The 24,410-nt window shown below is 68.9% G+C and carries 23 protein-coding genes; 9 read left to right on the forward strand and 14 right to left on the reverse strand.

Translation table 11 applies throughout. From position 1 onward, the window contains the following. Nucleotides 1–123: 123 nt before the first annotated feature. A complete protein-coding gene (locus MBA17_RS41020) occupies nt 124–1,092 on the reverse strand; it encodes a prolipoprotein diacylglyceryl transferase (RefSeq protein WP_238503268.1) in 969 nt (322 codons plus the stop codon). Between the two features lie 1,195 nt (nt 1,093–2,287). On the opposite strand from MBA17_RS41020, the gene MBA17_RS41025 reads away from it, so the two are divergent. After that, nucleotides 2,288–3,154, forward strand: a complete 867-nt coding sequence (locus MBA17_RS41025) for an aldo/keto reductase (protein WP_238503270.1) — start codon at nt 2,288–2,290, stop codon at nt 3,152–3,154. 106 nt (nt 3,155–3,260) lie between these two features. Here the strand turns inward: MBA17_RS41025 and MBA17_RS41030 are convergent, their stop codons facing one another. Next, a complete protein-coding gene (locus MBA17_RS41030; RefSeq protein ID WP_238503271.1) occupies nt 3,261–3,482 on the reverse strand; it encodes a hypothetical protein in 222 nt (73 codons plus the stop codon). A gap of 454 nt (nt 3,483–3,936) precedes the next feature. Here MBA17_RS41030 and MBA17_RS41035 point away from each other — a divergent pair, with 454 nt between their 5' ends. Next, complete coding sequence (locus MBA17_RS41035) at nt 3,937–5,286, forward strand: FAD-binding oxidoreductase (RefSeq protein WP_238503272.1); 1,350 nt, start codon at nt 3,937–3,939, stop codon at nt 5,284–5,286. 276 nt (nt 5,287–5,562) lie between these two features. On the opposite strand, the gene MBA17_RS49975 is transcribed toward MBA17_RS41035, so the two are convergent. After that, on the reverse strand, nt 5,563–6,000 hold the full coding sequence (locus MBA17_RS49975) for a hypothetical protein (RefSeq protein WP_274386752.1): 438 nt from the start codon (nt 5,998–6,000) through the stop codon (nt 5,563–5,565). A gap of 157 nt (nt 6,001–6,157) precedes the next feature. Beyond that, a complete protein-coding gene (locus tag MBA17_RS41045; RefSeq protein ID WP_238503274.1) occupies nt 6,158–6,883 on the reverse strand; it encodes a L,D-transpeptidase family protein in 726 nt (241 codons plus the stop codon). A 294-nt stretch (nt 6,884–7,177) separates the two neighbouring features. Between MBA17_RS41045 and MBA17_RS41050 the strand changes: the two genes are divergently transcribed. The 3 genes from MBA17_RS41050 (at nt 7,178) to MBA17_RS41060 (ending at nt 9,899) form a co-directional block, all read left to right on the forward strand. Beyond that, complete coding sequence (locus MBA17_RS41050; RefSeq protein ID WP_238503276.1) at nt 7,178–7,801, forward strand: hypothetical protein; 624 nt, start codon at nt 7,178–7,180, stop codon at nt 7,799–7,801. Nucleotides 7,802–8,100: 299 nt separating this feature from the next. Then, the gene (locus MBA17_RS41055; RefSeq protein WP_238503278.1) at nt 8,101–8,631 is read left to right on the forward strand and encodes a SigE family RNA polymerase sigma factor; all 531 of its coding nucleotides are present in this window, start codon (nt 8,101–8,103) and stop codon (nt 8,629–8,631) included. Next, nucleotides 8,628–9,899, forward strand: a complete 1,272-nt coding sequence (locus tag MBA17_RS41060; RefSeq protein ID WP_238503280.1) for a hypothetical protein — start codon at nt 8,628–8,630, stop codon at nt 9,897–9,899. Before MBA17_RS41055 ends, MBA17_RS41060 begins: the two co-directional genes overlap by 4 nt. A gap of 183 nt (nt 9,900–10,082) precedes the next feature. Here MBA17_RS41060 and MBA17_RS41065 read toward each other — a convergent pair whose 3' ends face one another. Together MBA17_RS41065 and MBA17_RS41070 are read right to left on the reverse strand one after the other, a co-directional pair. Next, nucleotides 10,083–11,543, reverse strand: coding sequence for a sensor histidine kinase (locus MBA17_RS41065; protein ID WP_238503282.1), 1,461 nt, complete (start codon nt 11,541–11,543; stop codon nt 10,083–10,085). 3 nt (nt 11,544–11,546) lie between these two features. Further along, nucleotides 11,547–12,221, reverse strand: a complete 675-nt coding sequence (locus MBA17_RS41070) for a response regulator transcription factor (RefSeq protein ID WP_238503284.1) — start codon at nt 12,219–12,221, stop codon at nt 11,547–11,549. 118 nt (nt 12,222–12,339) lie between these two features. Here MBA17_RS41070 and MBA17_RS41075 point away from each other — a divergent pair, with 118 nt between their 5' ends. Continuing rightward, complete coding sequence (locus MBA17_RS41075; protein ID WP_238503286.1) at nt 12,340–13,014, forward strand: hypothetical protein; 675 nt, start codon at nt 12,340–12,342, stop codon at nt 13,012–13,014. Between the two features lie 66 nt (nt 13,015–13,080). On the opposite strand, the gene MBA17_RS41080 is transcribed toward MBA17_RS41075, so the two are convergent. Further along, nucleotides 13,081–13,470, reverse strand: a complete 390-nt coding sequence (locus tag MBA17_RS41080; protein WP_238503287.1) for a DUF5324 family protein — start codon at nt 13,468–13,470, stop codon at nt 13,081–13,083. Nucleotides 13,471–13,704: 234 nt separating this feature from the next. Between MBA17_RS41080 and MBA17_RS41085 the strand changes: the two genes are divergently transcribed. Further along, entirely contained in the window at nt 13,705–14,241 is a 537-nt protein-coding gene (locus tag MBA17_RS41085) for a peptidylprolyl isomerase (protein WP_238503289.1), read from the forward strand. Nucleotides 14,242–14,382: 141 nt separating this feature from the next. Next, on the forward strand, nt 14,383–15,264 hold the full coding sequence (locus MBA17_RS41090; RefSeq protein ID WP_238503290.1) for a rhomboid family intramembrane serine protease: 882 nt from the start codon (nt 14,383–14,385) through the stop codon (nt 15,262–15,264). A gap of 51 nt (nt 15,265–15,315) precedes the next feature. Here the strand turns inward: MBA17_RS41090 and MBA17_RS41095 are convergent, their stop codons facing one another. Next, nucleotides 15,316–15,564, reverse strand: coding sequence for a cell division protein CrgA (locus MBA17_RS41095; protein ID WP_238503291.1), 249 nt, complete (start codon nt 15,562–15,564; stop codon nt 15,316–15,318). 177 nt (nt 15,565–15,741) lie between these two features. Between MBA17_RS41095 and MBA17_RS41100 the strand changes: the two genes are divergently transcribed. After that, entirely contained in the window at nt 15,742–16,314 is a 573-nt protein-coding gene (locus MBA17_RS41100; RefSeq protein WP_238503293.1) for an anthranilate synthase component II, read from the forward strand. A gap of 132 nt (nt 16,315–16,446) precedes the next feature. Here the strand turns inward: MBA17_RS41100 and pknB are convergent, their stop codons facing one another. The 6 genes from pknB to MBA17_RS41130 form a co-directional block, all read right to left on the reverse strand. After that, the gene (gene pknB / locus MBA17_RS41105) at nt 16,447–18,297 is read right to left on the reverse strand and encodes a Stk1 family PASTA domain-containing Ser/Thr kinase (protein WP_238503295.1); all 1,851 of its coding nucleotides are present in this window, start codon (nt 18,295–18,297) and stop codon (nt 16,447–16,449) included. Nucleotides 18,298–18,379: 82 nt separating this feature from the next. Continuing rightward, nucleotides 18,380–19,804 carry a serine/threonine-protein kinase gene (locus MBA17_RS41110; RefSeq protein ID WP_238503297.1) on the reverse strand — a complete coding sequence of 475 codons (1,425 nt, stop codon included), beginning with the start codon at nt 19,802–19,804 and terminating at the stop codon, nt 18,380–18,382. Beyond that, nucleotides 19,801–21,261, reverse strand: a complete 1,461-nt coding sequence (locus MBA17_RS41115; protein ID WP_238503299.1) for a peptidoglycan D,D-transpeptidase FtsI family protein — start codon at nt 21,259–21,261, stop codon at nt 19,801–19,803. The genes MBA17_RS41110 and MBA17_RS41115 overlap by 4 nt, the downstream gene beginning before the upstream one ends. Beyond that, the gene (locus MBA17_RS41120; RefSeq protein WP_238503301.1) at nt 21,258–22,634 is read right to left on the reverse strand and encodes an FtsW/RodA/SpoVE family cell cycle protein; all 1,377 of its coding nucleotides are present in this window, start codon (nt 22,632–22,634) and stop codon (nt 21,258–21,260) included. Before MBA17_RS41120 ends, MBA17_RS41115 begins: the two co-directional genes overlap by 4 nt. A 38-nt stretch (nt 22,635–22,672) precedes the next feature. After that, on the reverse strand, nt 22,673–23,944 hold the full coding sequence (locus MBA17_RS41125) for a Stp1/IreP family PP2C-type Ser/Thr phosphatase (protein WP_238503303.1): 1,272 nt from the start codon (nt 23,942–23,944) through the stop codon (nt 22,673–22,675). Next, nucleotides 23,941–24,405, reverse strand: a complete 465-nt coding sequence (locus MBA17_RS41130) for an FHA domain-containing protein FhaB/FipA (RefSeq protein WP_238503304.1) — start codon at nt 24,403–24,405, stop codon at nt 23,941–23,943. Before MBA17_RS41130 ends, MBA17_RS41125 begins: the two co-directional genes overlap by 4 nt. Nucleotides 24,406–24,410 lie beyond the last annotated feature (5 nt).

Raw genomic sequence — 24,410 nt, forward strand, 5'->3', positions numbered from 1 at the left:
CTGCACCGGCTCCACGTGTTCCCATCGGGCTGGGCCGGACGACCCGTTTCGGGCCGGGCGGCTCCATCAGGACGAATCATCGACGTCCTTGTTCGAGGACATCTCATCGACCTCGTCCGAAGGTCACTCCTGCCAGAACTCCTCGTCGTCCTCGGTCTCGACCAAGTCCATCGCGGTGTAGTCCGTGGAGTGCTTCTTCGTGGGGGGCGCCTTCTTCTTGTGGTCCTTCTTGTCGTGGTCCTTGTTCACGTTCACCTTGTTGTCCTCGTTGAAGGACCACTCGGTGTCGGTGTTGTAGGAGTCCTCGTTCAGGGACTCCTTGTTCTCCTTGTTGAAGGAGTTGTCGGCCTCCTTGTTGAAGGAGTCCTTGTTGTCCTCGTTGAAGGACTTCTCGTTGTCGCTGTTCAGGACCTTCTCGTTGAAGGAGTTCTTGTTGAAGGACTTCTCGATCTCCTTGTCACCCTTGTGGCCGGACTTGTGCTTGGGGTCCGCGGAGCCGTACTCCCCGGGCTCGGGGGTCGCGTTCCGGGCCGCGTTCTCGCTCTCCGAGGCGTCCTGGGTCGCCTCAGTGGCCTGGGTGGCCTCGCTCGGGGCGGTCACGGCCTCGGCGTCCTGGCTCGCCGGGGACGCCTCCGCGTCCAGCGACGTGGCCTGCGCGGCGTGCTTCTTCGTGGGGGGCGCCTTCTTCGAGTCGTCCTTCTTGTCCACCGAGATCTTGTTGCCCTTGTTGTAGGACTTGTCGGTGTCGGTGTTGTAGGAGTCCTCGTTCAGGGACCCCTCGTTCTCCTTGTTGAAGGAGTTGTCGGCCTCCTTGTTGAAGGAGTCCTTGTTGTCCTCGTTGAAGGACGTCTTGTTGTCCTTGTTGAGGGACTTCTCGTTGAAGGAGTTCTTGTTGAAGGACTCCTTGATGCAGTTGACCGGGTCGCCGTTCTCGCCCTTGACGCCGGTGAGGCGCGCGCCTGCTTCGGGACGGGCTGCTTCGCTCTTTCCTTGGTCGCAGACATAGATGTTGTAGACGACGTACGAGATGAGCGGGGCGGGGTCCCTGGGGGTGAACGACGCCTGAGCGTAGGCCGCAGTGGCGCCGGACATGCTCAGAGCGGCCGCAACCGCACCAGCGGTTGCCAGTTTCTTTATCATTTGGATATTTCTCCGTGGATCGCGCGCTGGCCAGGCAAGGGTTGATCGTTTCTGGATGGATCATCAACCCGCCTCGGTAACTTTCGCTGTCATGAATACCTCTCGGGTGTGCCGTACAAACAGGCGCGAATATTCGCCGGGTCCGCTCTCTTACGCTCTGTTTGCGCGTCGCCGGTATTGGCATGGCCGGCAGGCGATCACATCTGTGCAAGATCGCGTACTAATGTCCAGAAAACAGCTTTTGTCCTACATGGTGGCCGCTCCGCAGGGCGGTGTGACCCTTGTTTCGATCATGTGAGGAACGTGAACCTTGACCGATTTCTGGAGCTTCTGACACGACGGAAGTAAGGTCACGCGCCTGTCGGCGGCGAGGGCTCCGGCACCCCCTCCACCGGAGATCGCACGCTCTCCCGATCCGCTGCTGATCCCCGTCCCCAGCGTGCCGGATGCCCGCCGGGGACGGGGATGCGGGCCGCACGGGTCTGCCCGCCGGCCTGCCCGAGCCTCCCCGCGGGTCGCGAACGGCGGGGAGGCTCGGGCCGTCCGAAAGGACCACGCGCACCAGTCTTCGGATCGTCACGCGACCGGTCGGCGTCGTGTGCGGGTGGGGCGGCGGGCATCGGGCGTGACGCCGCACCGAGGGCGGCCGGACCGGGGTGTGGCGGGTGACCTCTCTCGACCGGACGCCACGTATGGCCGACTCACCTGATCGGGGCGGTCGCCTTATATTTTGCTGCGTAAATGACACTCATAATAATGGTGCCGCGTCAGTCGTCCGGCAGTTATTCGTCATTCTGACGGGCCTGAGTGAATGAAGCCCGCCTGGCAATAGATTTCTGCTCTTGGGCGGCGAATCAGGTCCACGCGCCCTTCAGAGAGGTTCTGAACATGCGCAGAACGGGCGATAACCCCGACGCATACCGACCCACTGCGGTCCCGTTGCGGGGGAGAGTTCGCAGTAGACGGCTCTGCGCGCCGTACCGGTCGATGCAGGTCACTTCCGAGCGGTCCAGGTGTGTCCACGTGGGCCGGATCCGCGCCGAGCACGCCGTGGGCGGCGGCGTCGGAGGACGGGTGCGCCGTTAGACAGCCTGATGGGCAGGGTGCAGGGTGGAGGGGTACAGGTGATCTCCGAGGAGGGACTCCCATGCAGACTCGCCGCATCGGCGATGTTCAGGTCAGCGCGATCGGTCTCGGCGGGATGCCGATGTCGATCGAGGGGCGTCCGGAGGAGCGGCGTTCGGTCGCCGCGATCCACGCCGCGCTGGAGGCGGGCGTGACGCTGATCGACACCGCGGACGCGTACCATCTGAGCGCGAACGACGTCGGCCACAACGAGTCCCTGATCGCCAGTGCGGTGGCCGGATACGGTGGCGACACCTCCGAGGTGCTGATCGCGACGAAGGGCGGCCATCTGCGCCCCGGCGACGGTACGTGGACCCTGGACGGCTCGCCGGAGCACCTGAAGGCGGCCTGCGAGCTGTCGCTCAAGCGGCTGGGCGTGGAGGCCATCGGGCTCTACCAGTTCCACCGGCCGGACCCGAAGGTGCCCTACGCGGAGTCGGTGGGCGCGATCGGTGATCTGCTCGACGCGGGAAAGATCCGTTTCGCGGGTGTCTCGAACGCCGACCCGGACCAGATCCGGCAGGCCAACGAGATCCTCGGCGGCCGGCTGGTCAGTGTGCAGAACCAGTTCTCGCCGGCGTTCCGCTCCAGCGAGCCGGAGTTGGAGCTGTGCGCGGAGTTGGGCATCACGTTCCTGCCGTGGGCTCCGCTGGGCGGGATCCGGCGAGCCGGCGAGCTGGGTTCGCGTTTCGCCGCGTTCGCGGACGTGGCGGGGGAGCGCGGGGTCAGTCCTCAGCAGGTGTGCCTGGCGTGGATGCTCGCCAAGTCGCCGGTGCTGATCCCGATTCCGGGCTCGTCACGCCCCGAGACCGTCCGGGATTCGGTCGCCGCGGTCGAGCTGGAGTTGTCCGCCGGGGAACTGTCCCGCCTCGACGCGGCCCGGGAGTAGCCGAGGGGTCACGCTCGACCGGCGTCGAACTGGTCGTGCGCGTCAGGGGAGAACGCGGCGGTGACACGCAGGGGACGCGACCGCGGCCATATTCCGGTGAGTGGTTCTAGAGCCGCTCGGCTTCGTTCTCCAGCCACCACGGCTGTGCTTCGTCAGGGACGAGACCCCCTCGCCGGCGGTCGACGAGCCCGCGACCCAGGCGATGGGAAACGGAGACGATCACCGTGGACACCACCAGGGCGAGAACCAGGGCGATGAAAATCGGGATCAGCGTCCGAGAAGCCATAAGAGCGATGAAGGCGTAGATTTCACTCGGTTCGCCGGACAAATGCCACTCCTTGCCACTTTTAGGCACACATGCAGTAACTGCACACCGCAATCCTACGGGTGTTTGAAGCATCGCCACCGTCATATGGTGAGTCACAAAGTGCGGCCCGATGGCTTCCGGCAGCGCGGTGGAAAGGCCGCGGCGGCTCATTCTGGATGTGCGGTGGATGGGTGAGGGTGTGGAGTGTGCCTGAGCTGGGTCGTGCCGTGGGCAGGCCCGTGGCGGTGACCTTCTGTGTCCTGCCCGCCTCCGGCGCTCTGCCCGCGCCCTTTCGCGCCAGGCGACGGCGGGAGCGCGCCCGGCACGGGGAGTTCGCCGCGCGATCCCTGGCCGACTCGTCGGCCATTGTGGAACGCCCTCGCACGCCGGAGCGTCGCCGTACCAAGCTCGTCGATCTACGAGCTCTGAGCCCCATTTCAGATCACCACTTATCCCGATAAAGGAGAGATTCCTCATGCAGGGACAGCCGAACGAGATCGCCGACGGCCTGCGCGATCATGTCCGGGGGCAGGTGCTGGCGCCCGGCGAGCCCGGTTTCGACGACGCCACGCGGCCGTGGAACGCGGCCATCGAGCAGCCCGTCGCGGCAGTGGTGGAGGCCGCGGACGCCGATGACGTGGCGGCCCTGGTCCGCTTCGCCCGCTCGGCCGAGCTGACGGTGTCCGCCCAGCCCAGCGGGCACGGCGCGTCCGGCGACGTGAACGGCGTGATCCTGGTCCGCACCGCGCGGCTCGACGAGGTGGAGATCCGGCCGGAGGAGCGGCTCGCCCGGGTGGGCGCGGGCGTGCGCTGGGGCGAACTGCTGGCCGCGGCCGGGCCGTACGGGCTGACCGGGCTGGCGGGAAGCTCACCCGTGGTCAGCGTCGTGGGCTACACGCTCGGCGGCGGACTGAGCTGGTACAGCCGCAGGTACGGCTTCGCCTCCGACAGCGTCCGCGCGTTCGAGATCGTCGACGCGGACGGGACCAGGGCCAGGGTGACCGCCGACTCCGACGCGGACCTGTTCTGGGCGATGCAGGGCGGCGGGGGCGACTTCGCGCTGGTGACCGCGATGGAGTTCGACCTGCACCCGTCGCCCGAACTCTACGGCGGGCGGATGCTGTGGCCCGTCGAACGGGCGCCGGAGGTGCTGGAGGCGTTCCGGGAGATCACGGCCGAGGCCCCGGACGACCTCACCACCTGGTTCGACCTGCTGAACTTCCCCGGAGCCGAGCCGTGGGTCGCCGTGCACGCCGCCTACCTGGGGACGGCCGACGAGGGACGGTCCCTGCTGAGCCGCCTGGACGGAATCGGGGACCTGATCTCGGACAGCCGCGCGTCGTTGCCCGCCGCCGATCTCGGCACCATCGCCGCCGAACCGACCGCTCCCAGCCCCGGACTGGGCCGGGGGGAACTGCTGACCGGCCTGGACGACGACACCGTGAAGTCGCTGCTGTCGGCTCCGATCGACCCTCTGCTGCGTGTGCAGCTCCGGCACCTGGGCGGCGCCCTGGCCCGCCCGTCGGACACCCCCGCCGGAAGCATCACCGAGGCCTACAACCTCTACATGCTCGGCTCCCTCGCCAATCCGGACCGCGCGGCCGCCATCCGGGCCAGGCAACTGGAGCTCCGGAACGCGCTCGCCCCCCAGATCAGCGGGCGCAAGCTGTTCACCTACCTGGCGCCCGGCGAGCGCGCCGCCGCGGCGTTCTCCACCGAGACGCTGGCCCGGCTCCAGGACGTCAAGCGCAAGAAGGATCCGAGCGGCGTGTTCAAGAGCAACTACCCCGTCCTCGCGGAGCCGGCGACCGCCGCGAACGGCTGAGCCGACGGCGACCCCGGCCGGCCTGGTGATGTGTGCGAAAGCCGCGTCGTGTCGCTGACGAACTGACCGGGAGACCGCCGGATCCACCTGTCGTGGATCGGCTCCGGCCGTGAGCGTGATCCGTACGGCGGGTCGCCATCCACGGCCCGAAAGCCGTACCGTGGCGAACGACTCTGTCGGTGTCGGGCGAGGGGGGTTGCCCATGGGCCATCCACCGCCGAACCCGTTATGGCCACCGCCCCCGGGCCACGGCCAGCCGCCGCCGCCCGGGAGCGGTCAGCCGTACCCGCCGCCGCCCGGGGGTGGCCAGCCGTACCCGCCCGCGTACGGCCAGGTGCCGCTGCCCGGGTACGGCTGGCTCGCTCCGCCCGTGCCCGGCTGGCCACCGCCTCCGCCTCCGGAGCCCCCACCGCCGCTGCGACCGCCGAGCAGACGACTGTCGACACTCGCGCTCGTGCTTCTCGTCATCGGCATGCTCGTGGGCGGCTGCTCGGTCATCACGGCTCTCGGCATCACCCTCGGCGACGCTCCCCGGGAATGGAAACCCCCCGTCACCATCCCCTCCAACGCGCCTGCCGTGATCCCGCCCACCCCGGCGGCCACCCCACCGTCGAGTCCTTCGACCAGCCCGACGTCGAGTCCCTCGACCAGCCCGACGCCTGTCCCAGAGGACCCGCTCGCACCGTCGAACCCCGTGCCCGGCCAGGGGAGCACGCTCGGCCCCTCGGACCCCGCGCCCGTCCCAGAGGACCCGCTCGCGTCGAATCCCGGCCAGGGAAACACGCTCCTGCGGTGAATCCGGGTCCGGTTGTGAGACCGACGATAGAAGGCGCGTTATAGATCGAATCTGGACATAACGTCTGCTGAGCCGTCATTCCCGGCGGACATAAACGGGGTCTCCGACGGTCACCAGATGGAAGAGCCGTTTGGAGGCATGCATCGGGAGCCGGACGCACCCATGTGAGGCGGGGCGGAACGGCACCCTCTTCGACCCGTGCATCGCCACTCCGCCGGCGAAGTACAGCGAGTTGTACATGCTGCCGAGGGGGCCCGTCGTCCATCCGGCCGCGCGGACGCTGACCCGGAAGTCGCCGGTCGGCGTGATCGCCTTCCGGCAGCGTCCCGCGTGGCAGTAGCGAACCCCGGCCCCTGCCGATATGTGGGTGATCAGGACGGGACGATTTTCCCGGTAGACGGTCAGGAGCTGGTGGCGGAGGCCGATCTCGACCCGGCGTGGCTCCCTGCCGGAGACGAGCGGACGTCCGGGCTTGGGATGCGCGAGGGCCTGCCATGTCTCCTGCGCGACCTCGTTGCGCGCCACCAGGCGCTGGGTCTTCTGGAAGGCCCAGACGGCGATCCGCGTCTTACGCCCGTAACGCCCGTTGACCGCTCCGGGCAGGAACCTCAGCTCGTGCAGGCGGCGCTGCAGCTTCTTGACACTCTCGCCCTGGTCACCGGGACGCAACGCGGGGTCGGCCAGCGCGGGGTCGGCCAGCGCGGGGGAGGTCAAGGTAGGGGAGGCCAGTGCGGGCGTCGCGGTGAAGAGGGGCAGGGCACCGGCGAGGGAGAGTACGGCGAGTCGGCCACGTGGAATCACCAGCCGATGGTCGCATCGGACCGCCCGGGTGACCGGCGATTCGCGTTTTGCCGAACCGCAAAGAGTTGCCCCTGATCCACCTCGTCCAGATTGCCATATTAAAGATGGATATTTCGCTTATTTCGGCGGTTTGAGTGGCGGCAAGGATAGTAATAAAATTTGTCGCTCGATTGGCCTTATGTTGATCATAGCAGAGCGTAGTCAATCGGCCTTCGGGTATCTCCTGGCTGCCGCGATCGCGAATTCGCAGCAATTTCTGATTCCTTAGGGAATCTTCGATTACATGGAGATCGTATGCTTTCTGGAAAACGCGCCTTGGTATGGGCAGCCGCGACCACGATGGCCGGTGCCGTACTGGTGGCCTCTTACCAAGCGCCCGCCGGCGCGGTCAACGAAAGGACCCGGACAGAGGTGGCCCACTTCTCTCCGGGCTCCGACAAACCGATTCTCCGTGTGCTCGGGGGGTGCCGCCGGGGCCCGGGCTGCCATCGGAGGTGCCACCGGCACAAGTGCCACGGCAAGCGAGGTCCGCAGGGGCCGCGCGGTCCCCAGGGCACGCGGGGGCCGCAGGGCACGCCGGGCACGCCGGGTACCCCCGGATCGCGCGTCGGCATCGACACCGCGTTCCAGGGCAACAACAAGTTCATCGGGCAGACCCCGGGCAACGGAACGACGCTGATCCGCGACCCCCGGACCACCCCGCGGTGGAACGACGTGTCCACCGTGGCCGGCTACCCGGGTAACGCGGTCGACGTCTCGCTCGCCGTCCAAGGCAGCGACCTGCACATCACGGTACGCAGCGCGACCGGTGAGATCGCGCAGGCCATCTGCAGGGTGAACCCCACGCCCGGAACGGGCTCGAACCCGGCCTGGCCGAACAACTGCGGTCCCTTCCTCGACCACACACCGCCGCTCTGAACCGCGGTGAATGCCGTGCCCGAGCACGGCATTCACCCTCCCCCCCTTGTCCGAGCACGGCATTCACCCTCCCTCCGGGCACGGTCGAACGGCATTCACCTCCCCCCGCATGGTCGCTTCGCGGAAGCGCCTTCCTTGGCCCCGACAAATCCGGCAACGACCACGCGGGCCCGAACGGGTCCGTGTGGCGGTTCGACGCGCGTCGGCCGGGGTGACGGCGGCGGCTGATTCGCCGGCGAGGCATAGTGGCGGCCGGGCTGAAGCGTCTTCATGGCGTACAACGCGATGTGGAGGTGAGCGTGGACGCCGCAGATGAGCGACGGTTCCGCGAGTTCGTGTCAGCGCGGTCCCCGGCGTTGATGCGCCTGGCGTACCTGTTGACGGGAGGTGACCAGCACGCCTCGGAGGATCTGTTGCAGGCGGCGCTGGCGCAGACCGTGGCGAAATGGCGCTCCGTGGAGTCGCCGGAGGCGTACGTCCGGCAGGCCATGTACCGCCAGCAGATCTCCTGGTGGCGGCTGGCCCGGCGGCGCAACGAGACCGCGATGGCGGAGCCGCCCGAACGGGGCGGCCCGGACGGCACGAACGGGGCCGAACTGCGGATCGTCGTACGACGGGCGCTGGCCAGGCTGACCCGCAGGCAGCGAGCCGTACTGGTGCTCAGATACTTCGAGGATCTACCGGAAGCCGAGGTGGCCGCGATGCTCGGTTGCTCGGTCGGCACGGTGCGGAGCACGGCGCACCGGTCCCTTGCCAGACTGCGCGCGCTGGCTCCGGAGCTGGAGACCCTGCGCGAGCCGTACACGATCTTCGGGGAGGCGACGGCATGACCATCGACGAGCACGTGAGGGAAGCGTTCCGGGACTGGTCGGACGACGTGCGGGTGCCCGGCGACCTGGCGTCTAAGGCGATCAGGCGGCGCGGGCGCAGGCGGGTTAAGGCGGGTGTGGCGTTCGCGGGGGCCGTCGCGGCCGTGACGGCGCTGGCGTTCACCGTGCCGAGCCTGATCCAGGACGACGGCGGGCGGGCGGTCGTGGCGGGCCCCACCTCGGGCGAACTGCTCACCGACCCGGACTCCTCGCCGCCGTCCCGGCTGGTCGCGGCGGGCGGCGTGGCCGTCTACGCCTACTACACCTGGCAGGCCGACACTACGCGCGAGCGCACCTGGTACCTCTACGACCAGGAGAAGAAGACCTACGAGAAGACCCCGTGGGACATGCTCGACGTCGCGCCCGGCGGGCAGCGGACCGCGGTCCTGGAGCAGTTCCCCGCCAACCGGGTCGGCGTGATCAGCGGCCCCGGCGCGGAACCCCGGTGGATCGAGCTGGCACAGCCGGCGGCCGGGGTGCGGTGGTCCCCGGACGGCCGGCGACTGCTCGTCACCACCTACAAGTCGGACCCCGACGTGAACACCAGGCTGATCACGGAGGCGACGCCCCTGCCCGAGACCTCGAAGACGCCCGGCGGCGTCCCGGTGACCGGCGACACGGGCCCGAACGACACGGGCCCGAACGACACGGGCCCGAACGACGAGGAGCAGCCCAGGACCGGGTTCGCCGTCGTCGACGTGGAGCAGGGCACCGTCGCGTTCGTCCCCCTGGGGCATGCCGCTGAGCCGGCCAACCGCCGCATGGACCTGCGGTGGAGCGACGACGGAACGTTGATCTGGGAACCCACGGTCCGCCCGCCGTACCGGAACTACTACGACCTGGAGGGGAAGCCGCAGGCGATGCCCGAGCAGGACACCAGGTTCCCCGACGGATTCGGCATCGACCCCTACGCCGACTTCCCGGACGGGAAGCCGGACACCGGTGACGGCATGATCGTGCATGCGGGCCCGATGGACCTCTCGACGTTCACGCCCCAACCCCTGAAGCCCATCCAGGGGCACCACGTCGAGTCGGGCCTGGCCTGGGCGGATGACACCAACTTCGTCGCGTGGGCCTGCGAGGTCGAGGCGGCCGAGTGCGTGGGCGGCGAGTTCCGCAACCGCCTGGTCCTGGTGAACACGGACGGCAGCGGCCTGGTCCCGCTCACCGGTTTCCGCGAGAACAGCCAGCGACCGGGTTCCTGGGAGCCGCACCTCAGCCGCCGCTGATCCCTCACCGGAGGCCGGACCGCCTCCGGGTCTGCCACCCGCGAGCCGTACGGGGACTCCTGTACGGCTCGCGGCGTCGTGACGTCAGGGCAGTCGCCATTCAGACACACAACGCCCCATGAAACCGGGCAAATCACTCGCTTGTGTGTCTGTTGCGGCGCGCTGAGGGGCGAGGAGGCAGGGTCAGGGGGAGTCGGCGGCGAGGGGGAAGCGGGCGCGGAGGCAGGCGCCGGGGGAGTGGCCGGTGACGGTGAGGGTGCCGTCGTGGCACGCGGTGATGTCCCTGGCGATCGCGAGGCCGAGGCCGCTGCCGCCGGCGTCGCGGGCCCTGGCCTCGTCCAGCCGGGTGAAACGGTCGAAGACGGCCTCCCGGTGCTCCGCCGGGATCCCCGGGCCGTCGTCGCTCACCTCCAGCGTCGCCTGGTCGCCGGCCGTGACCCGCACCAGCACGATGGACGCCGCGTGCCGTACGGCGTTGTCGACGAGGTTGACCACCAGCCGGGCGAGGTGCCCGCGGGACCCCCGGATCACCACGTCAGGGGCGATGTCCAGCCGTACCCGGACATCCGGCCTCGGCCGTACCCGCAGCGCCTCCTCGGCGGCCACCTGGCCGAGATCGACGTCGTCGGCGCCGATCGGTTCCGCGGCGTCCAGCCGGGCGAGCAGCAGCAGGTCGGAGCTGAGCGACTGCAGGCGCAGCACGTCCACCAGCGCCTCGCCGGTCACCGAACCCTCCGGCGGTCCGGCGAGCTCCAGCCGGGTGCGCAGGGTGGCGATCGGGCTGCGCAGCTCGTGCGCGGCGTCGGCGACGAAGCGCTTGTGCCGGCCGACGGCGCTCTCCAGGCGGTCGAGGGTGGCGTTGACGGTACGCGCGAGCGCGGCGATCTCGTCCTTGGAGCCGGGCACGGGCACCCGCTGGTGCAGGTCGCGCGCGGTGATGTCGGCGACCTTGGCGCGGATCGCCGAGACCGGCGCGAGCGCCCGCCCGACGGTGAACCAGGTCGTCCCGGCCACGATCAGCAGCAACACGGGGATGCCGGGGAGCAGCACCTGGTTCAGCGTGGCGAGGGCGTCGTGGGCCGGGCCGAGCGAGGCGCGGGCCTGGACCAGGACCTCGCCATCGTCGGTGGCGATCGGCACGCTGGCGAGCGCGTAGGACTCGTCGGCGGCCCACACGGCGGGAGAGGCCGGAACGGCGGTCGTGGCTAACACCCGGACATCGGGGTCCACGATGGTGACGGTCTGCTCGGGCGAGACGCAGACCTCCACGAGGGCTGGGGTTGCGACCGTGGTGTCCAGCTTTGTGGTGGGCGTGGTGTCCTGCTTTGTGGTGGTCGGGGTTGTGGGTGAGGTGCCCAGCTTTGTGGGGGCCGGGGCCGGGGTTGTGGGCGTGGTGCCCAGTTCTGTGCGGGCTGGGGTCGCGGGTGAGGAGCGGACCTCGTCAGGGTCGGTCACGGGACTCGCGCGGACCGCGGCCGGCACGGCCGCTTCGGCACGCCGTACGGCGTCGGCGCTCAGGCTGCTCTGCAGGCTGCCCTGGAGCGCGGTGAAGAGGACGAGGGCCGTCACCCCGAGGGCCACGGCGACCACCATGGTGGCGGCGATCGTCGCGCGCAGCCGTACCGACGACCTCAGGTTGACCATGGCTCAGCCCTTCTCGTCGAGCCGGTAGCCGGCGCCGCGCACGGTGACCAGGGAACGCCTGCCGAACGGGAGGTCGATCTTCCTGCGCAGGGCGCTGATGTAGACCTCGACGATGTTCGGGTCGCCGTCGTAGGCGAAGTCCCACGCCTGGGCCAGGAGGTCGCCCTTGGACACCACCTCGCCGACCCGTCTGGCCAGGCCGTACAGGACGGCGAACTCCTTCGGGGTCAGCGGGATCAGCGCCTCGCCGCGCCGGCAGCGGAGCCCGGCCGGGTCCACCGTGAGGTCGCCGACGGCGATCGAGACCGGTCGTTCCCGGCCGCCCCTGCGGACCAGGGCGCGGAGCCGGGCCAGCAGGACCACGTAGGAGAACGGCTTGGACAGGTAGTCGTCGGCGCCGGTGTCGAGGGCCTCCGCCTCGTCGTGGACGCCGTCCTTGGCCGTGAGCATCATGATCGGCGTCCAGTCGCCCGCCTCCCTGAGCCGGGAGCAGACCGTGTACCCGTTCATCCTGGGCAGCATCACGTCCAGGACGATCACGTCGTAGGTGTTCTCGCTCGCCATCCACAGCCCGTCGCGGCCGTCGTGGGCGATGTCGACGGCGAAGCCCTCCCCGGCCAGTCCGCCCTTGATGAGTTCGGCCAGACGGCGTTCGTCCTCCACCAGCAGCACGCGCATGCTGACCAGCCTGCCGCAACGTGCCTAAAGCCAACCTGAAGACCGGTTCGGCCGCGTTCAGGGTGGGTTCAGGTCCTTCCTTCCATGATCGGAGCGTCCAGATCCACGAAGGAGAGACATGATCACTCGTCGTCGTATCACCGCCGTGGCCGCCGCGGCAGGCTTCCTCCTGATGGCGGTCGCCGGTCCGGCCGGCGCGGACCCCGTCCCCTCGGCCGAGCCCACCGTGAAGACGGTCACCTGCCATGACGCCGTCGCGGCGGAGCGGCTCGAAGTACTGACCCCCGAGGAGGCCAAGGCCAAGGGAATCGAGTTCCGGCCCGCCGTCCCCGCGGACGGGGTGAGCGTGACCACCCTCCCCGACGGGGCCGTCGCGGCGGAGCGGCTCGAAGTACTGACCCCCGAGGAGGTCAAGGCCAAGGGAATCAAGGTCCGGCCGGCCGTCCCCGCGGACGGGGTGAGCGTGACCACCCTCCCCGACGGGGCCGTCGCGGCGGAGCGGCTCGAAGTACTGACCCCCGAGGAGGCCAAGGCCAAGGGCATCGAGATCCGGCCGGCCGTCCCCGCGGACGACGCCCAGGTGACCGCCCTGCCCGACGGGGCCGTCCGCACCGAGCCGCAGCGCACCCTGGTGCTCTCCGACGAACGGGAGTCGGTGCGGGCCGTCCCCGCGCTTCCGGCCGAGGACGCCGAAGCCGGACAGGAGCTGCCCGAGGCCGTCAAGATCGACCCGAAGTCCGGGGACGTCCGCTGCGTCGGCGGCACCGAGTCGAAGGCGGATTCCGCCGAGTAGCGACCCCGCACACACGTACGGCTTGCGCCTCCCGCAGCGGGGCGCAAGCCGTACGTGTGGCCTGGATCAGGACATTTTCTTGGACATGTCATCGGTCCTGTGACCGACGCCGTCGGCCTTCTCGCTCACCCACTGGGAAGCGTCGGCCGCGGTCTCCTTCATCGAGTCGGTCCACCGCTCGGCGTTTCTGCGGTACATCATGTAGCCGGCAGTGCCGACGGCCAGCCCGCAGATGAGCACCATCATCGGCCAGCGTCGGGACTTGGCGGGTTTCGGGTCCATCCTCCTCGCGGCGTCGGCGAGGAACGCGCTGACCTTCGGCGCGAGCTCGTCCTCAACCGAGTGGGCGGCGCGGTCCAGCCTGGGCGCCGCCCAGATGCGGGCGTCGGACATGCGGTGTGCCGCCGCATCGCGGGCGTTGTCGGCCATCGGGCCGACCTGGTCCGCGGCGTCCATGAACCGGGCCTTCAGACTGTCCAGCCTGGTCCTCGGAGCTATGTGCCTTTTTCGCAGTTTCTGGGACACAGCAACCTCCCCTGTCGTTGGGGCCCCGCAGCACCCCTTCCCGTACGAAGGCGGCTCAATCATGACCAGTCGTGGGAGGATGCTGGTTGGGCCGAAGGGCCACAGAGATCAAAACATCATCGAATCGGCCTGCTGCACAGGCATATCCAAGGGGGAAACGTCCTCATGGCTGACAACCTTTTCGCCACCTTGCGCACAAATCAGGGCACCATCAAGGTCAAGCTTTTTCCCGACCATGCCCCGAAGACCGTGCGTAACTTCGTCGAGCTCGCCGAAGGCACCCGCGAGTGGACCGACCCGGCCACCGAGCAGAAGACCAACGCCAAGCTCTACGACGGCACGGTCTTCCACCGGATCATCTCCGGCTTCATGATCCAGGGCGGCGACCCGCTCGGCCAGGGCATCGGCGGCCCGGGCTACGACTTCGACGACGAGATCCACCCCGACCACCAGTTCAGCCGCCCCTACCTGCTGGCGATGGCCAACGCGGGCAAGCGCGGCGGGCGCGGCACCAACGGCTCGCAGTTCTTCATCACGCTCGGGCCGCAGCCGCACCTCAACGGCAAGCACACCATCTTCGGCGAGGTCGTCGAGGGTAGTGACGTGGTCGACCAGATCTCCCGGGTGGAGACCGGCCGGATGGACCGTCCGGTCAAGGACGTCGTGCTGGAGCAGGTCACCATCGAGCGTGTGCCCGCCTAGTCCGGCGACCAGGGGATGAGCGGCGGCCAGGGCTGACCCGGGCCGCCGCTCCCCGCTTCTCGTGCCACAGTTGGGCGCGAAGATGAATAGGCTGGCGGGGTCTGTGGATTAGCGCACGGTCGAAGGGGCCATGAGCACACGATGACCAGCCAGCCACCCATCCCGCCCACCCAGCCCGATCAGCCGGGCCCGGAGGCGGTGCCGACGTGTTACCGGCACCCCGAACGCGAAACCTACGTCCGCTGCCAGCGCTGCGAGCGCCCCATCTGCCCCGACTGCATGCGCGAGGCGTCGGTGGGCCACCAGTGCGTGGAGTGCGTGCGCGCCGGCGGCAAGACGGTACGGCAGGCCAAGGCCGTCTTCGGCGGCAGGGCGGTCGTCACGCCCGTGGTCACCTATGCCCTGCTGGCGCTCAACATCGTCGCCTATGGCATAGAGACCCTGTTCACCGAGACGATCGTCAACGAGTTCGCGATGAACTCCGTCGCCGTGGGGATCTACGGCGAGTGGTGGCGCCTGGTCACCGGCGCGTTCCTGCACTATCCGCTGTCCTACGGCGGGTTCGGCATCGCGCACATCCTCTTCAACATGTGGGCGCTCTACGCGATCGGCCCGGAGTTGGAGCGGCGGCTCGGCTCGGTGCGCTTCGGAGTGCTCTACCTGCTGTCCGCCATCGGCGGCTCGGTCGCCGTCTACCTGTTCGGCGTGGTGGCGGTCGGCGCGTCCGGCGCGATCTACGGCATGTTCGGCGCCCTCTTCGTGATCAGCAGACGGCTCGGCTACGACCCGCGGGGCGTGCTCTGGCTGATCGGCATCAACGTGGTGATCACCTTCCTGGTGCCGGGCATCAGCTGGCAGGGACACCTCGGTGGCCTGGTGACCGGCGTGATCGTGGCGGCGGCGCTGGCATACGCCCCGGAGAAGAACCGGGATGCCATCCAGCTGGTCGCCGCCGCCGTGATCTTCGCCGCGCTCGTGCTGACCGTGTTCCTGCTGCCGCCTCTGGCGGCCTTGAGTATGTGACCGTGTGGAGTCAGGGGTTTCCCCAGGTGTGGATAAAGTCTGTGGAAAGTCCTAACGCCAGCGGGTGGAAAGCACCACACCGAAGATGATGAAAACAAACCCGATCAAGAGGTTCCAGTTGGCGAGCGGGCCGATGAAGGGCGCCGTCGGGGCCACGTAGTAGACCGCGATCCAGAGGATGCCGAAGATCCAGGCGACGACCATCGTCGGTGCCAGCCAACGTGGGCTGACCTTGATCTGCTGCGGCTTGGCAGGCGGGGTGTAGACCGCCTTCTTGCGAATCTTGGAGGACTTGGGCACGGGGTAACTCCTGGTGAACGCCACACGGGCTCCGGATGCCCGCACGACTCTGTCAGCTAGCGTAATCGCTGGTAGCGACGACCCGAATAAGGATAGTCGGCACGGGTGGGGCATGGCGATCCCGCAACTCCGCCCGGCGGCCGATCTGATCCCCTGACCGGCGATGACCGAGGACAAATGCCCCGAGTGCTGGTGGTCGACAACCACGACAGCTTCGTCCACACCATCGTCCAGTATCTTCGCGTGCTGGGCGCGGAATGCGACGTCCGGATGCGCGACGACGTCACCCTTGACACCCCGGCCGGCTTCGATGGCGTGCTCATCAGCCCCGGCCCCGGCTCGCCCGAGGCCGCCGGGCTGAGCGTCCCCCTGGTACGGCAGTGCGAACGGGCCTCGGTGCCGCTCCTCGGCGTCTGCCTCGGCCACCAGGCCATCGCCGTCGCCTACGGAGCCTCGGTCGGCCGGGCCGCCACGCTCATGCACGGCCGGACCAGCGCCGTCGCCCATGACGGGCGGGGACTCTTCACCGGGATTCCCTCACCGGTGACCATGACCCGCTACCACTCGCTCGCCGTACGGGCCGGGATGCTTCCGGCCGTGCTGGAGGTCAGCGCCACCGCGCCGGACGGCGAGATCATGGGGCTGCGCCACCGGAGCGCGCCCATCGAGGGTGTGCAGTTCCACCCCGAATCCGTGCTGTCCGAGCACGGGCACCGGCTGCTCGGCAACTGGCTCGCCGCGATCGTGTAACGCCCCGCACTCCTCGAACGACTAACCGGTGAGGGCCTGCGCCGTTGCCCCCGAGCGGCGGAGGTCCTCTCTACATGCCACAGGCCCCCTTCCGGTGGAAGAGGGCCTGTTTCGGCGTCTACCGGCCGGGGCTCACTGCAGGAGGCCGTCGTCGGCCGGTGGCTCGTCCTCGTCGCCGAAGGTCGGCTCGTCGGTGGGCTGCGGCGGATCGTCGGTGGGGATATCGGTTGGGAAGTCGTCCGTCGGTTCGTCGGTCGGGACGTCCTCGGGACCGCTGGAGACGATGACCGTGACCGTGACCCTGGCGTTGAGCTTCCGGCCCGCCGGCGGGTTGGTGCTGATCACGTTGCCTTCGGGCACGTCGTTGCTGGCCTGCGGGACGGGGTTGACCTTGAAACCGGCGTTCTTGAGGGCCTGGGTGGCCTCTTCGATCGTGTAACCGGTGACGTCGGGCACCGCGATCTGGTCCCTGGGCACGTAGATGCGCACGCTGGACTTGTCGTCGACCTGCTCGCCGGCCTTCGGGTCGCTCTCGAAGACCTTGTCGGGCGGCTGGTTCGAGACCTTCGGCACCACCGTGGCCTTCAGCCCGGCCTCCGTCAGGATCGTCCTGGCCTCGTCGACGGACTGGCCGATGACGTCGGGCACCGCCACCTGCTTGACGCCCTTGGAGATCTTGAGTGTGACCTTGGACTTCGCCACGACGTCGGTGCCCGCGGGCGGGTCCGTGTCGATCACGGTGTTCTTGTCGAACTCGCTGCTGAACTCCTTGACCTGCACGACCTGCAGGCCCATGTCGGTCAGCTGCTTGATGGCCGCGTCGGCCTCCTGCGAGGCCAGGGACGGGATCGTCACCTTCTCGGCCGCGGTGGGTTCGCTGGGGGAGCTCAGGTAGGCGTAGCCGACCCCGATGAAGGCACCGATGATCAGCAGCGGGACGATGATCCACGCGGCGGTCTTCCACACGTTGCCGCCGGAGGGGGAGGCGCGTCTGCGCCCGCCGGCGCGGGTCCCCGTCTCCTCCTTGCCGTACTCGTAGTCGGGGACGGCGCCGGTGCGCTGGGTGGCCGGACCGGAGGCCACCATGGTGTGGCCGGCGTTGCCGTGGTTGTTGCCGACCATCATCGTCGGCGCGTCGACCGGCATCCCGGACATCGCACGTTGTATGTCGGCGCGCATCTCCCCGGCGCTCTGGTAGCGGTGGGCCGGGTCCTTGGCCATCGCCTTGAGCACGATCGCGTCGGCCCAGGCGGGGATCTCGTGGTCGATCTGCGAGGGCGGGATCGGGTCCTCGCGGACGTGCTGGTACGCGATCGCGACGGGCGAGTCGCCGGTGAACGGCGGCTGCCCGGTCAGCAGTTCGTACAGCACGCAACCGGTGGAGTAGATGTCGCTGCGCGCGTCGACTCGCTCGCCCCTCGCCTGCTCCGGCGAGAGATACTGCGCGGTGCCGATGACCTGGGCCGTCTGCGTCATCGTCGAGGCGCCGTCGGCCATCGCGCGGGCGATGCCGAAGTCCATGACCTTGACGTCGCCGTGCAGCGTGAGCATGACGTTGGCCGGCTTGATGTCGCGGTGCACGATGCCGCCGCGGTGGCTGTAGTCGAGCGCGCGCAGGATGCCGTCGACCAGCTCGCTCGCCCGCTCGGGCAGCAGCCGCCGATCGGCGCGCAGGATGTCGCGCAGGGTCCGCCCGTCGACGTACTCCATCACGATGTACGGCACGGGCGTGTTGTCCATCGTGTCTTCGCCGGTGTCGTAGACCGCGATGATCGAGGGGTGGTTCAGCGAGGCCGCCGACTGCGCCTCACGGCGGAAGCGGGCCTGAAAGGTGTGGTCCCTGGCGAGGTCCGAGCGAAGGGTCTTGATCGCGACAATTCGGTCCAGCCGGATGTCCCGGGCGCGATACACCTCGGCCATGCCGCCGCGCCCGACGACACCGTCGAGTTCGTAGCGACCACCGAGTAGCCGAGGCTGAGTCATTTCCTGCACTGTCCCTTACCGTTCATCTTGGGTGCCGACTGGCTCGTGAGCCGCCGGTGTCCATCATCGACCCCATAACGCATCACGTCTCCCCCTTTGGTGGGTTGGTGTCACCCGGGTCGGGAGGATCCACTGGTGTCATGCTGGGCGTCAGGGTCTGTGTGGGCGTCGGGGTCGGGGTCGGAGTCGGGGTGGTGGGGGTGGGCTTCGGAGTCGGCGTACGGGTGGGCGTAGCGGATGAGCTTACGCTAGCCGACGGGGACGGTGACGGTCGCGGTGACTTCACCGCGGGCACGCTGGTTCGCACCCGTGTCGGCGGCCGGGCGGTCTTGGTCGGCTTCGCCGGAGGTGTCTTGCTGACCCGCTGGGTCGGCTCCTCGGTGCCGCCGGTGGCGGTCTGCTCGGGCAGCTGGGCCAGGGCGAGCGCGCCCAGCCCGACGGCCGCGGCACATCCCGCGGTGGCCACCAGCACGGTCGTGGTGCGGCGCCGTCCCTTGCGCGGCGCCTGGGCGGTGGTCCGCGCGGGCATGCCGGGTATCGAGGCGGGATCGTAGAGGCCGGGCTCGCCGGGACGGAAGGGTAGCGGCGGCGGCGCGGGCTGTGGTTGCGCCTGGGCCGTATCCTGCCCCCTCCGGACGCGTCGCCCCACGGGGTCGGTCAGATTGCTCAGATCCACCGCGTCGCTGCCCGCCAGCGACTCGCGCAGCGCGTAGGCGCGGTCGGCCAGTTCGCGGGCGCTGCCCGGCCGGCTGCGGGGGTCCTTGGCCAGCAGGGCCATGACCAGCCCGCGCACCGGGCCGGGGATGTCTCCGGGCAGCGGCGGAGGCGGGTCGTTGAGGTGCTGGAGGGCCAGCGCCACCTGGGTGTCGGCGCCGAACGGGAGCCTGCCGGCGAGACACTCGTAGGCGACCACGCCCAGGGAGTACAGGTCGGTGGAGGGGGTCAGCGGCGAGCCCGAGGCCTGTTCGGGGCTGACGTACTGCGCGGTGCCGAGCACGGTGCCGGTCTGGGTGACCGGCGCGGCCTCCATCGCGCGGGCGATGCCGAAGTCCGTGATCTTGATCACGCCGGCCTGGGTCACCAGCATGTTGCCGGGCTTGACGTCCCGGTGGATGATTCCCGACTCGTGGGCGGTCTCCAGCGCCCTGGCCGACTGGTGGACCACGTCGAGGGTGACCTCGGGGCTCAGCCGGGGATTACGGGCCAGGATGGCCGACAGGGGCTCACCCGAGACGAGCTCCATGACCAGGTAGGCGACGTCGGCGTGCTCGCCGTAGTCGTAGACCTGCGCGATGCCGGGGTCGGCGAGCCCCGCGGTGATCTGCGCCTCGGTGCGGAACCGCCGCCGGAAGGCGGGATCGGCCGCCACGTGCTGGCGCAGCAGCTTGACGGCCACCTCACGGCCGAGCAACTCGTCTCGCGCGCGCCAGACCTCGCCCATGCCCCCGGCGGCGATCCGGCTCACCAGGAGATACCGGTCGCCCAGCTTGGGGCCGTGGGAGGTCATCGCAACACCGCCTCCATGACGGCCTTGGCGATGGGCGCGGCGGTCTGGCCGCCCGAGGCGTCGCTGCCCGCGCTGCCCGACTCGACGATGACCGCGACGGCGACCTTCGGGTCCTCGGCCGGGGCGAAGGAGATGAACCAGGCGTGCGGGTCCTGGCCCTCGGCGGTCTCGGCGGTGCCGGTCTTGCCGCCGACGTTGATCCCGCTGATCTGCGCCGCGCTCGCCGTGCCGTTCTGGACCACGCTGACCATCATCTGGCGCAGCTTGCCCGCCGTCTCGGGGCTGACCGCCTCGCCGACCTCCTCGGGGTCGGCGGCCTCGACCTCGCCCCCCTCGGCGTCGGCGACCTTGTTGACCAGGTAGGGCTTCATGACGGTGCCGTTGTTGGCGATGCCGGCGGAGACCATGGCCATCTGGAGCGGGGTCATCTGGTTGTCGCGCTGACCGATCGACGCCTGCGCGAGGGCCGCCGCGTCCACTTCGTCACCGAAGCTGCTGTCGGCCGCCCGCATGGGGATCTCCAGCGGGTCGCCGCCGATGCCGAACCTGCTCGCCTGCTCGTTCATGGCGTCGTAGCCGAGGTCCATGCCGATCTTGCCGAACGGCGTGTTGCACGATTTCTCAAGTGCGAACACCAGCGACACCTGGCCGGTGCCGCACGCCGCGCCACCGGAGTTCGGCAGGTCCTGCGCGGTGGGGACGTTGGGCAGGTCGAGCAGTTGCGGGGCCTCGACCACGGTCTGCGGGCCGCGGCTGCTGTCGTCTTCGAGGAAGGCGGCGGCCGTCAGGACCTTGTAGGTCGAGCCGGGCGGGTAGGAGCGGCTGATGGCACGGTTGATCAGGGGAGAGGTCTTGTCGGCGTCGAGCTTGTTGTAGGCCGCGAAGACCTCGCCCTTGTTGGGCGTGGAGAGCTTGTTGGGGTCGTAGGTCGGCAGTGAGACCATGGCCAGGATCGCGCCGGTCTTCGGTTCGAGCGCGACCACCGCCCCGCGCTTGCCGCTCTGCCGCAGCGCGTTGTAGGCCGCCTCCTGCGCCTTGGGCCGGATCGTCAGGTCGACGCTGGCGCCCTTGCTCGCCTTGTTGGTGAACAGGTCGATGCTCCGCCGGATCAGCAGGTCGGCGCTGGAACCGTCGAGCAGCTGGTTGCGCGCCTGCTCGATGCCCGACTCGCTCTCCGGCGAGAAGTAGCCGGTGATGTGGGCGTAGATCGGCCCCTTGGGATATCTCCGCTGGAAGCGATAGTCGCTCTCCGGATTCTCCACCGACTCGGCGAGCACCTGGTCACCCGCGAGGATCCGGCCGCGCTCGACCTGGTAGCGGTCATAGAAGTTCCGCTTGTTCCGCGAGTCCGCGCGGTAATCCTCCGCCCGTACGGCCTGCACGTAGTTGACGTTCACCATCAGCAGGCCGAACATCAGCAGGCATGCGAGTGCCGCGCGCTTGAGTGGTCCGTTCATCGCTGAAACACCTGCGTCATTCCTTCGTCCTGGATGGCCTGGGGCGGTGGCTTGCGAGCCGCGTCCGACATGCGTACCAGCAGTGCGATAAGAATCCAGTTAGCCAGCAGCGCGGAGCCGCCCTGCGACATGAAGGGGGTGACCAGGCCGGTCAGCGGGATCAGGTTGGTGACGCCGCCGACGATGATGAAGACCTGCCAGGCGAGGATGAACGACAGGCCGCCCGCGAGCAGTTTGGAGAACGGGTCGCGGGCCGCGATCGCGGTGCGGAGCCCGCGCTCCACCAGCAGCGCGTAGATCATCAGCAGCGCCATCAGGCCGGTCAGGCCCAGCTCCTCGCCGGCCGCGGTGAAGATGAAGTCGGAGAAGGCCAGCGGGATCTCGTCGGGGTGCCCCTGCCCGAGCCCGGTGCCGAGGATGCCGCCGGAGCCCAGCGCGAACAGGCCCTGCATGAGCTGCTCGCTGCCGCCGACCTTCTCGAAGAGCTCCTGGTTGCCGGGATCGAGAAAGACCTCGAACCGGTCGCGGACGTGGCCGAAGAGCAGGCCGGCGAGGACCGCGCCGCCGATGAAGAGCAGGATCCCGATCAGCACCCAGGAGGTGCGCTGAGTGGCGATGTAGAGCATCGCGATGAACGCGCCGAAGATCAGCAGCGAGGTGCCGAGGTCCTTCTGGAGGATGAGGACGCCGAGGCTGACCCCCCAGGTGATGAGCACCGGGCCGAGGTCACGGGCGCGCGGCAGGTCGATGAAGAGCAGCCGGCGCCCCGCGAGGGCGAGCACGTCTCTCTTGGCCACCAGATAGCCGGCGAAGAAGATGACCAGCGCGATCTTGACGAATTCGGCGGGCTGGAGGGTGGTGAAGCCGAGGTCGATCCAGATGGCGGCGCCGTTGATCTCCTCGCCGATGAAGGGGAGCAGCGGGGCGATGAGGAAGGCCAGGCCCAGGAAACCCGCGGTGTACGTCATCCGCTGCAGCGCGCGGTGGTCGCGCAGCACGATCAGCGTGACGGTGAACATGACGATGCCGGCGCCGGTCCAGAAGAGCTGCGTGCTGGCGGAGGCGCGTGGCATGCCGCCCGCCTCAAGCCGGTAGATCATCACCAGGCCGATGCCGTTCACCAGCGTGACCAGCGGGAGGATCAGAGGATCGGCCCAAGGGGCGAACTTGGCGAGCACGAGGTAGGCGGCGAGCATCAGCCCGCCCAGGCCCAAGCCGTACGTGAGCATCCCGGCGGGGATCTGGTCGTCGATTGCCAGGCCCACGTTGGCGTAGGCGAGCATGACGATGGCGACGGCGAAGGCGAGCATGGCGAGTTGGGCCCCACGCCGCTTGGCGGGCAGGGTGACCTGTGCCCCATCGACCGCGGTCATGGGCGCACTCTCTCGGCTGCTCGATGAACCTGAATCAACTAGGGGGACCTCGTGGCTTGGGGGTTCGGGCTGGTGGTCTTGCTGGGCTCCTCCTTGGCGGGGGCGGTGAGCTCGTTGACCTTCTTCAGACCCTCGTCGACGCTGGTGACCGGTATGCCGTTGCGGACCGAGCCCTCCTGCAGGGCGCCGAGACCGGAGACCGGGCGACCGGTCCCCTTCTCGACCGAGAACAGCTGCACCGGACCCAGCTCGGCGTCGATGCCTCTGAAGACGACTATCTCATCCCCGTTGGCACCGACGAAGAACTGTTGCTGAGTCCATCTCCAGCCGAGGAACCCGCCACCGACGACGATCACCATCGCGAGCCCGAAAACCGTGACCAGCAACGGCCACACACGCTTTCGCCTGCGGATCGGCTGGGCGAGCGTCTCGCCGGCCGGTGATGGACGATCGTCGTCGGTGATGATCGGTTGCGGTGCGGTGATCGTGGTGGCCCGCCCGCCCGAGGTGTCCGGTGGCTGTGTCCGGATCCGGGTGGCTCCGGCGGCGCCCACGACGGCGGCGTCCCCGGGTGGGGTCACGCCGTCCTCGATCTCGACGACGTCGGCCAGCACGCAGGTGATGTTGTCGGGCCCGCCGCCTCGGTTGGCCAGGTCGATGAGCGCCCGGACCACCTCGTCCGGATCGTCGATCGTGGTCAGCGTGCTGTGCAGGGTCTCCGCGCTCACCACGCCTGACAGGCCGTCGGAACAGAGGAGGTAGCGGTCGTCGACCTGGGCCTCGCGAAGCGTGAGGTCGGGATCGACCTCGCCGCTGCCGTCGAGGGCCCGCAGCAGGATCGACCGCTGCGGATGCGTGGCGGCCTCCTCCGGCGTGATCCGGCCGTCGTCGACGAGCGACTGGACGAGTGTGTGGTCATGGGTGATCTGGTACAGCTCGCCTCTGCGGAGCAGGTAGGCGCGCGAGTCGCCGACGTGCACCAGGGCGACCTGCGTGCCGTTCCAGAGCATTGCGGTGAGGGTGGTGCCCATGCCTTTCAGGCTGGGATCTCGGCCGACCATCTCGTGCAGTTTGCGATTGGCGTCGCGAACCGCGGCCTCGATGGCGCTGAGCAGGTCACCCTCGCGGGAGTCCTCTTCGAGAGAGGCCATTGCGGCGATGGCGACCGAGCTGGCCACCTCACCGTGAGCATGCCCGCCCATGCCGTCGGCGACGGCAAGCAGGCGGCCGCTGGCGTACGCCGAGTCCTCGTTTCCTTCGCGGAGGAGGCCGACGTCCGAGCGGGCGGCGTAGCGGAGTGCGATGGTCATTTGCGCAATTCAATGACGGTCTTGCCGATGCGGATCGGAACACCGAGCGGCACCGGCATCGGACGGGTGACTTTTGAGCGGTCGAGGTACGTGCCGTTGGTCGAACCGAGATCTTCCACGATCCACTGACCGTCCTGGGGGAAGAGCCGGGCATGCCGGCTGGAAGCGTAGTCGTCGCTGAGGACCAGCGTGGCGTCATTCGCCCGGCCGATGGTGATGGGCGTCTCCGTGAGATCGATTGTGGTGCCCTGTAAGGGGCCACCGGTGACGACCATCTGCCGTGGCTCCCCCTTCTTTGGTTTCGCAGCGATTTTTGCAGGTTTGGCCGCCTTGCGTGCGGGTGCAGCGGCCGTTCGCGTTCCGAACAAGTCTGTCCGGATCACACCGACCGCGGCAATCACAAAGAACCACAGCACCGCGAGGAACGCGAGCCGGATCAGCAGCAGGGTGAGCTCGGACATGGACC

The organism is Dolomitihabitans soli (genome assembly GCF_022213955.1).
Taxonomy (GTDB): domain Bacteria; phylum Actinomycetota; class Actinomycetes; order Streptosporangiales; family Streptosporangiaceae; genus Streptosporangium_A; species Streptosporangium_A soli.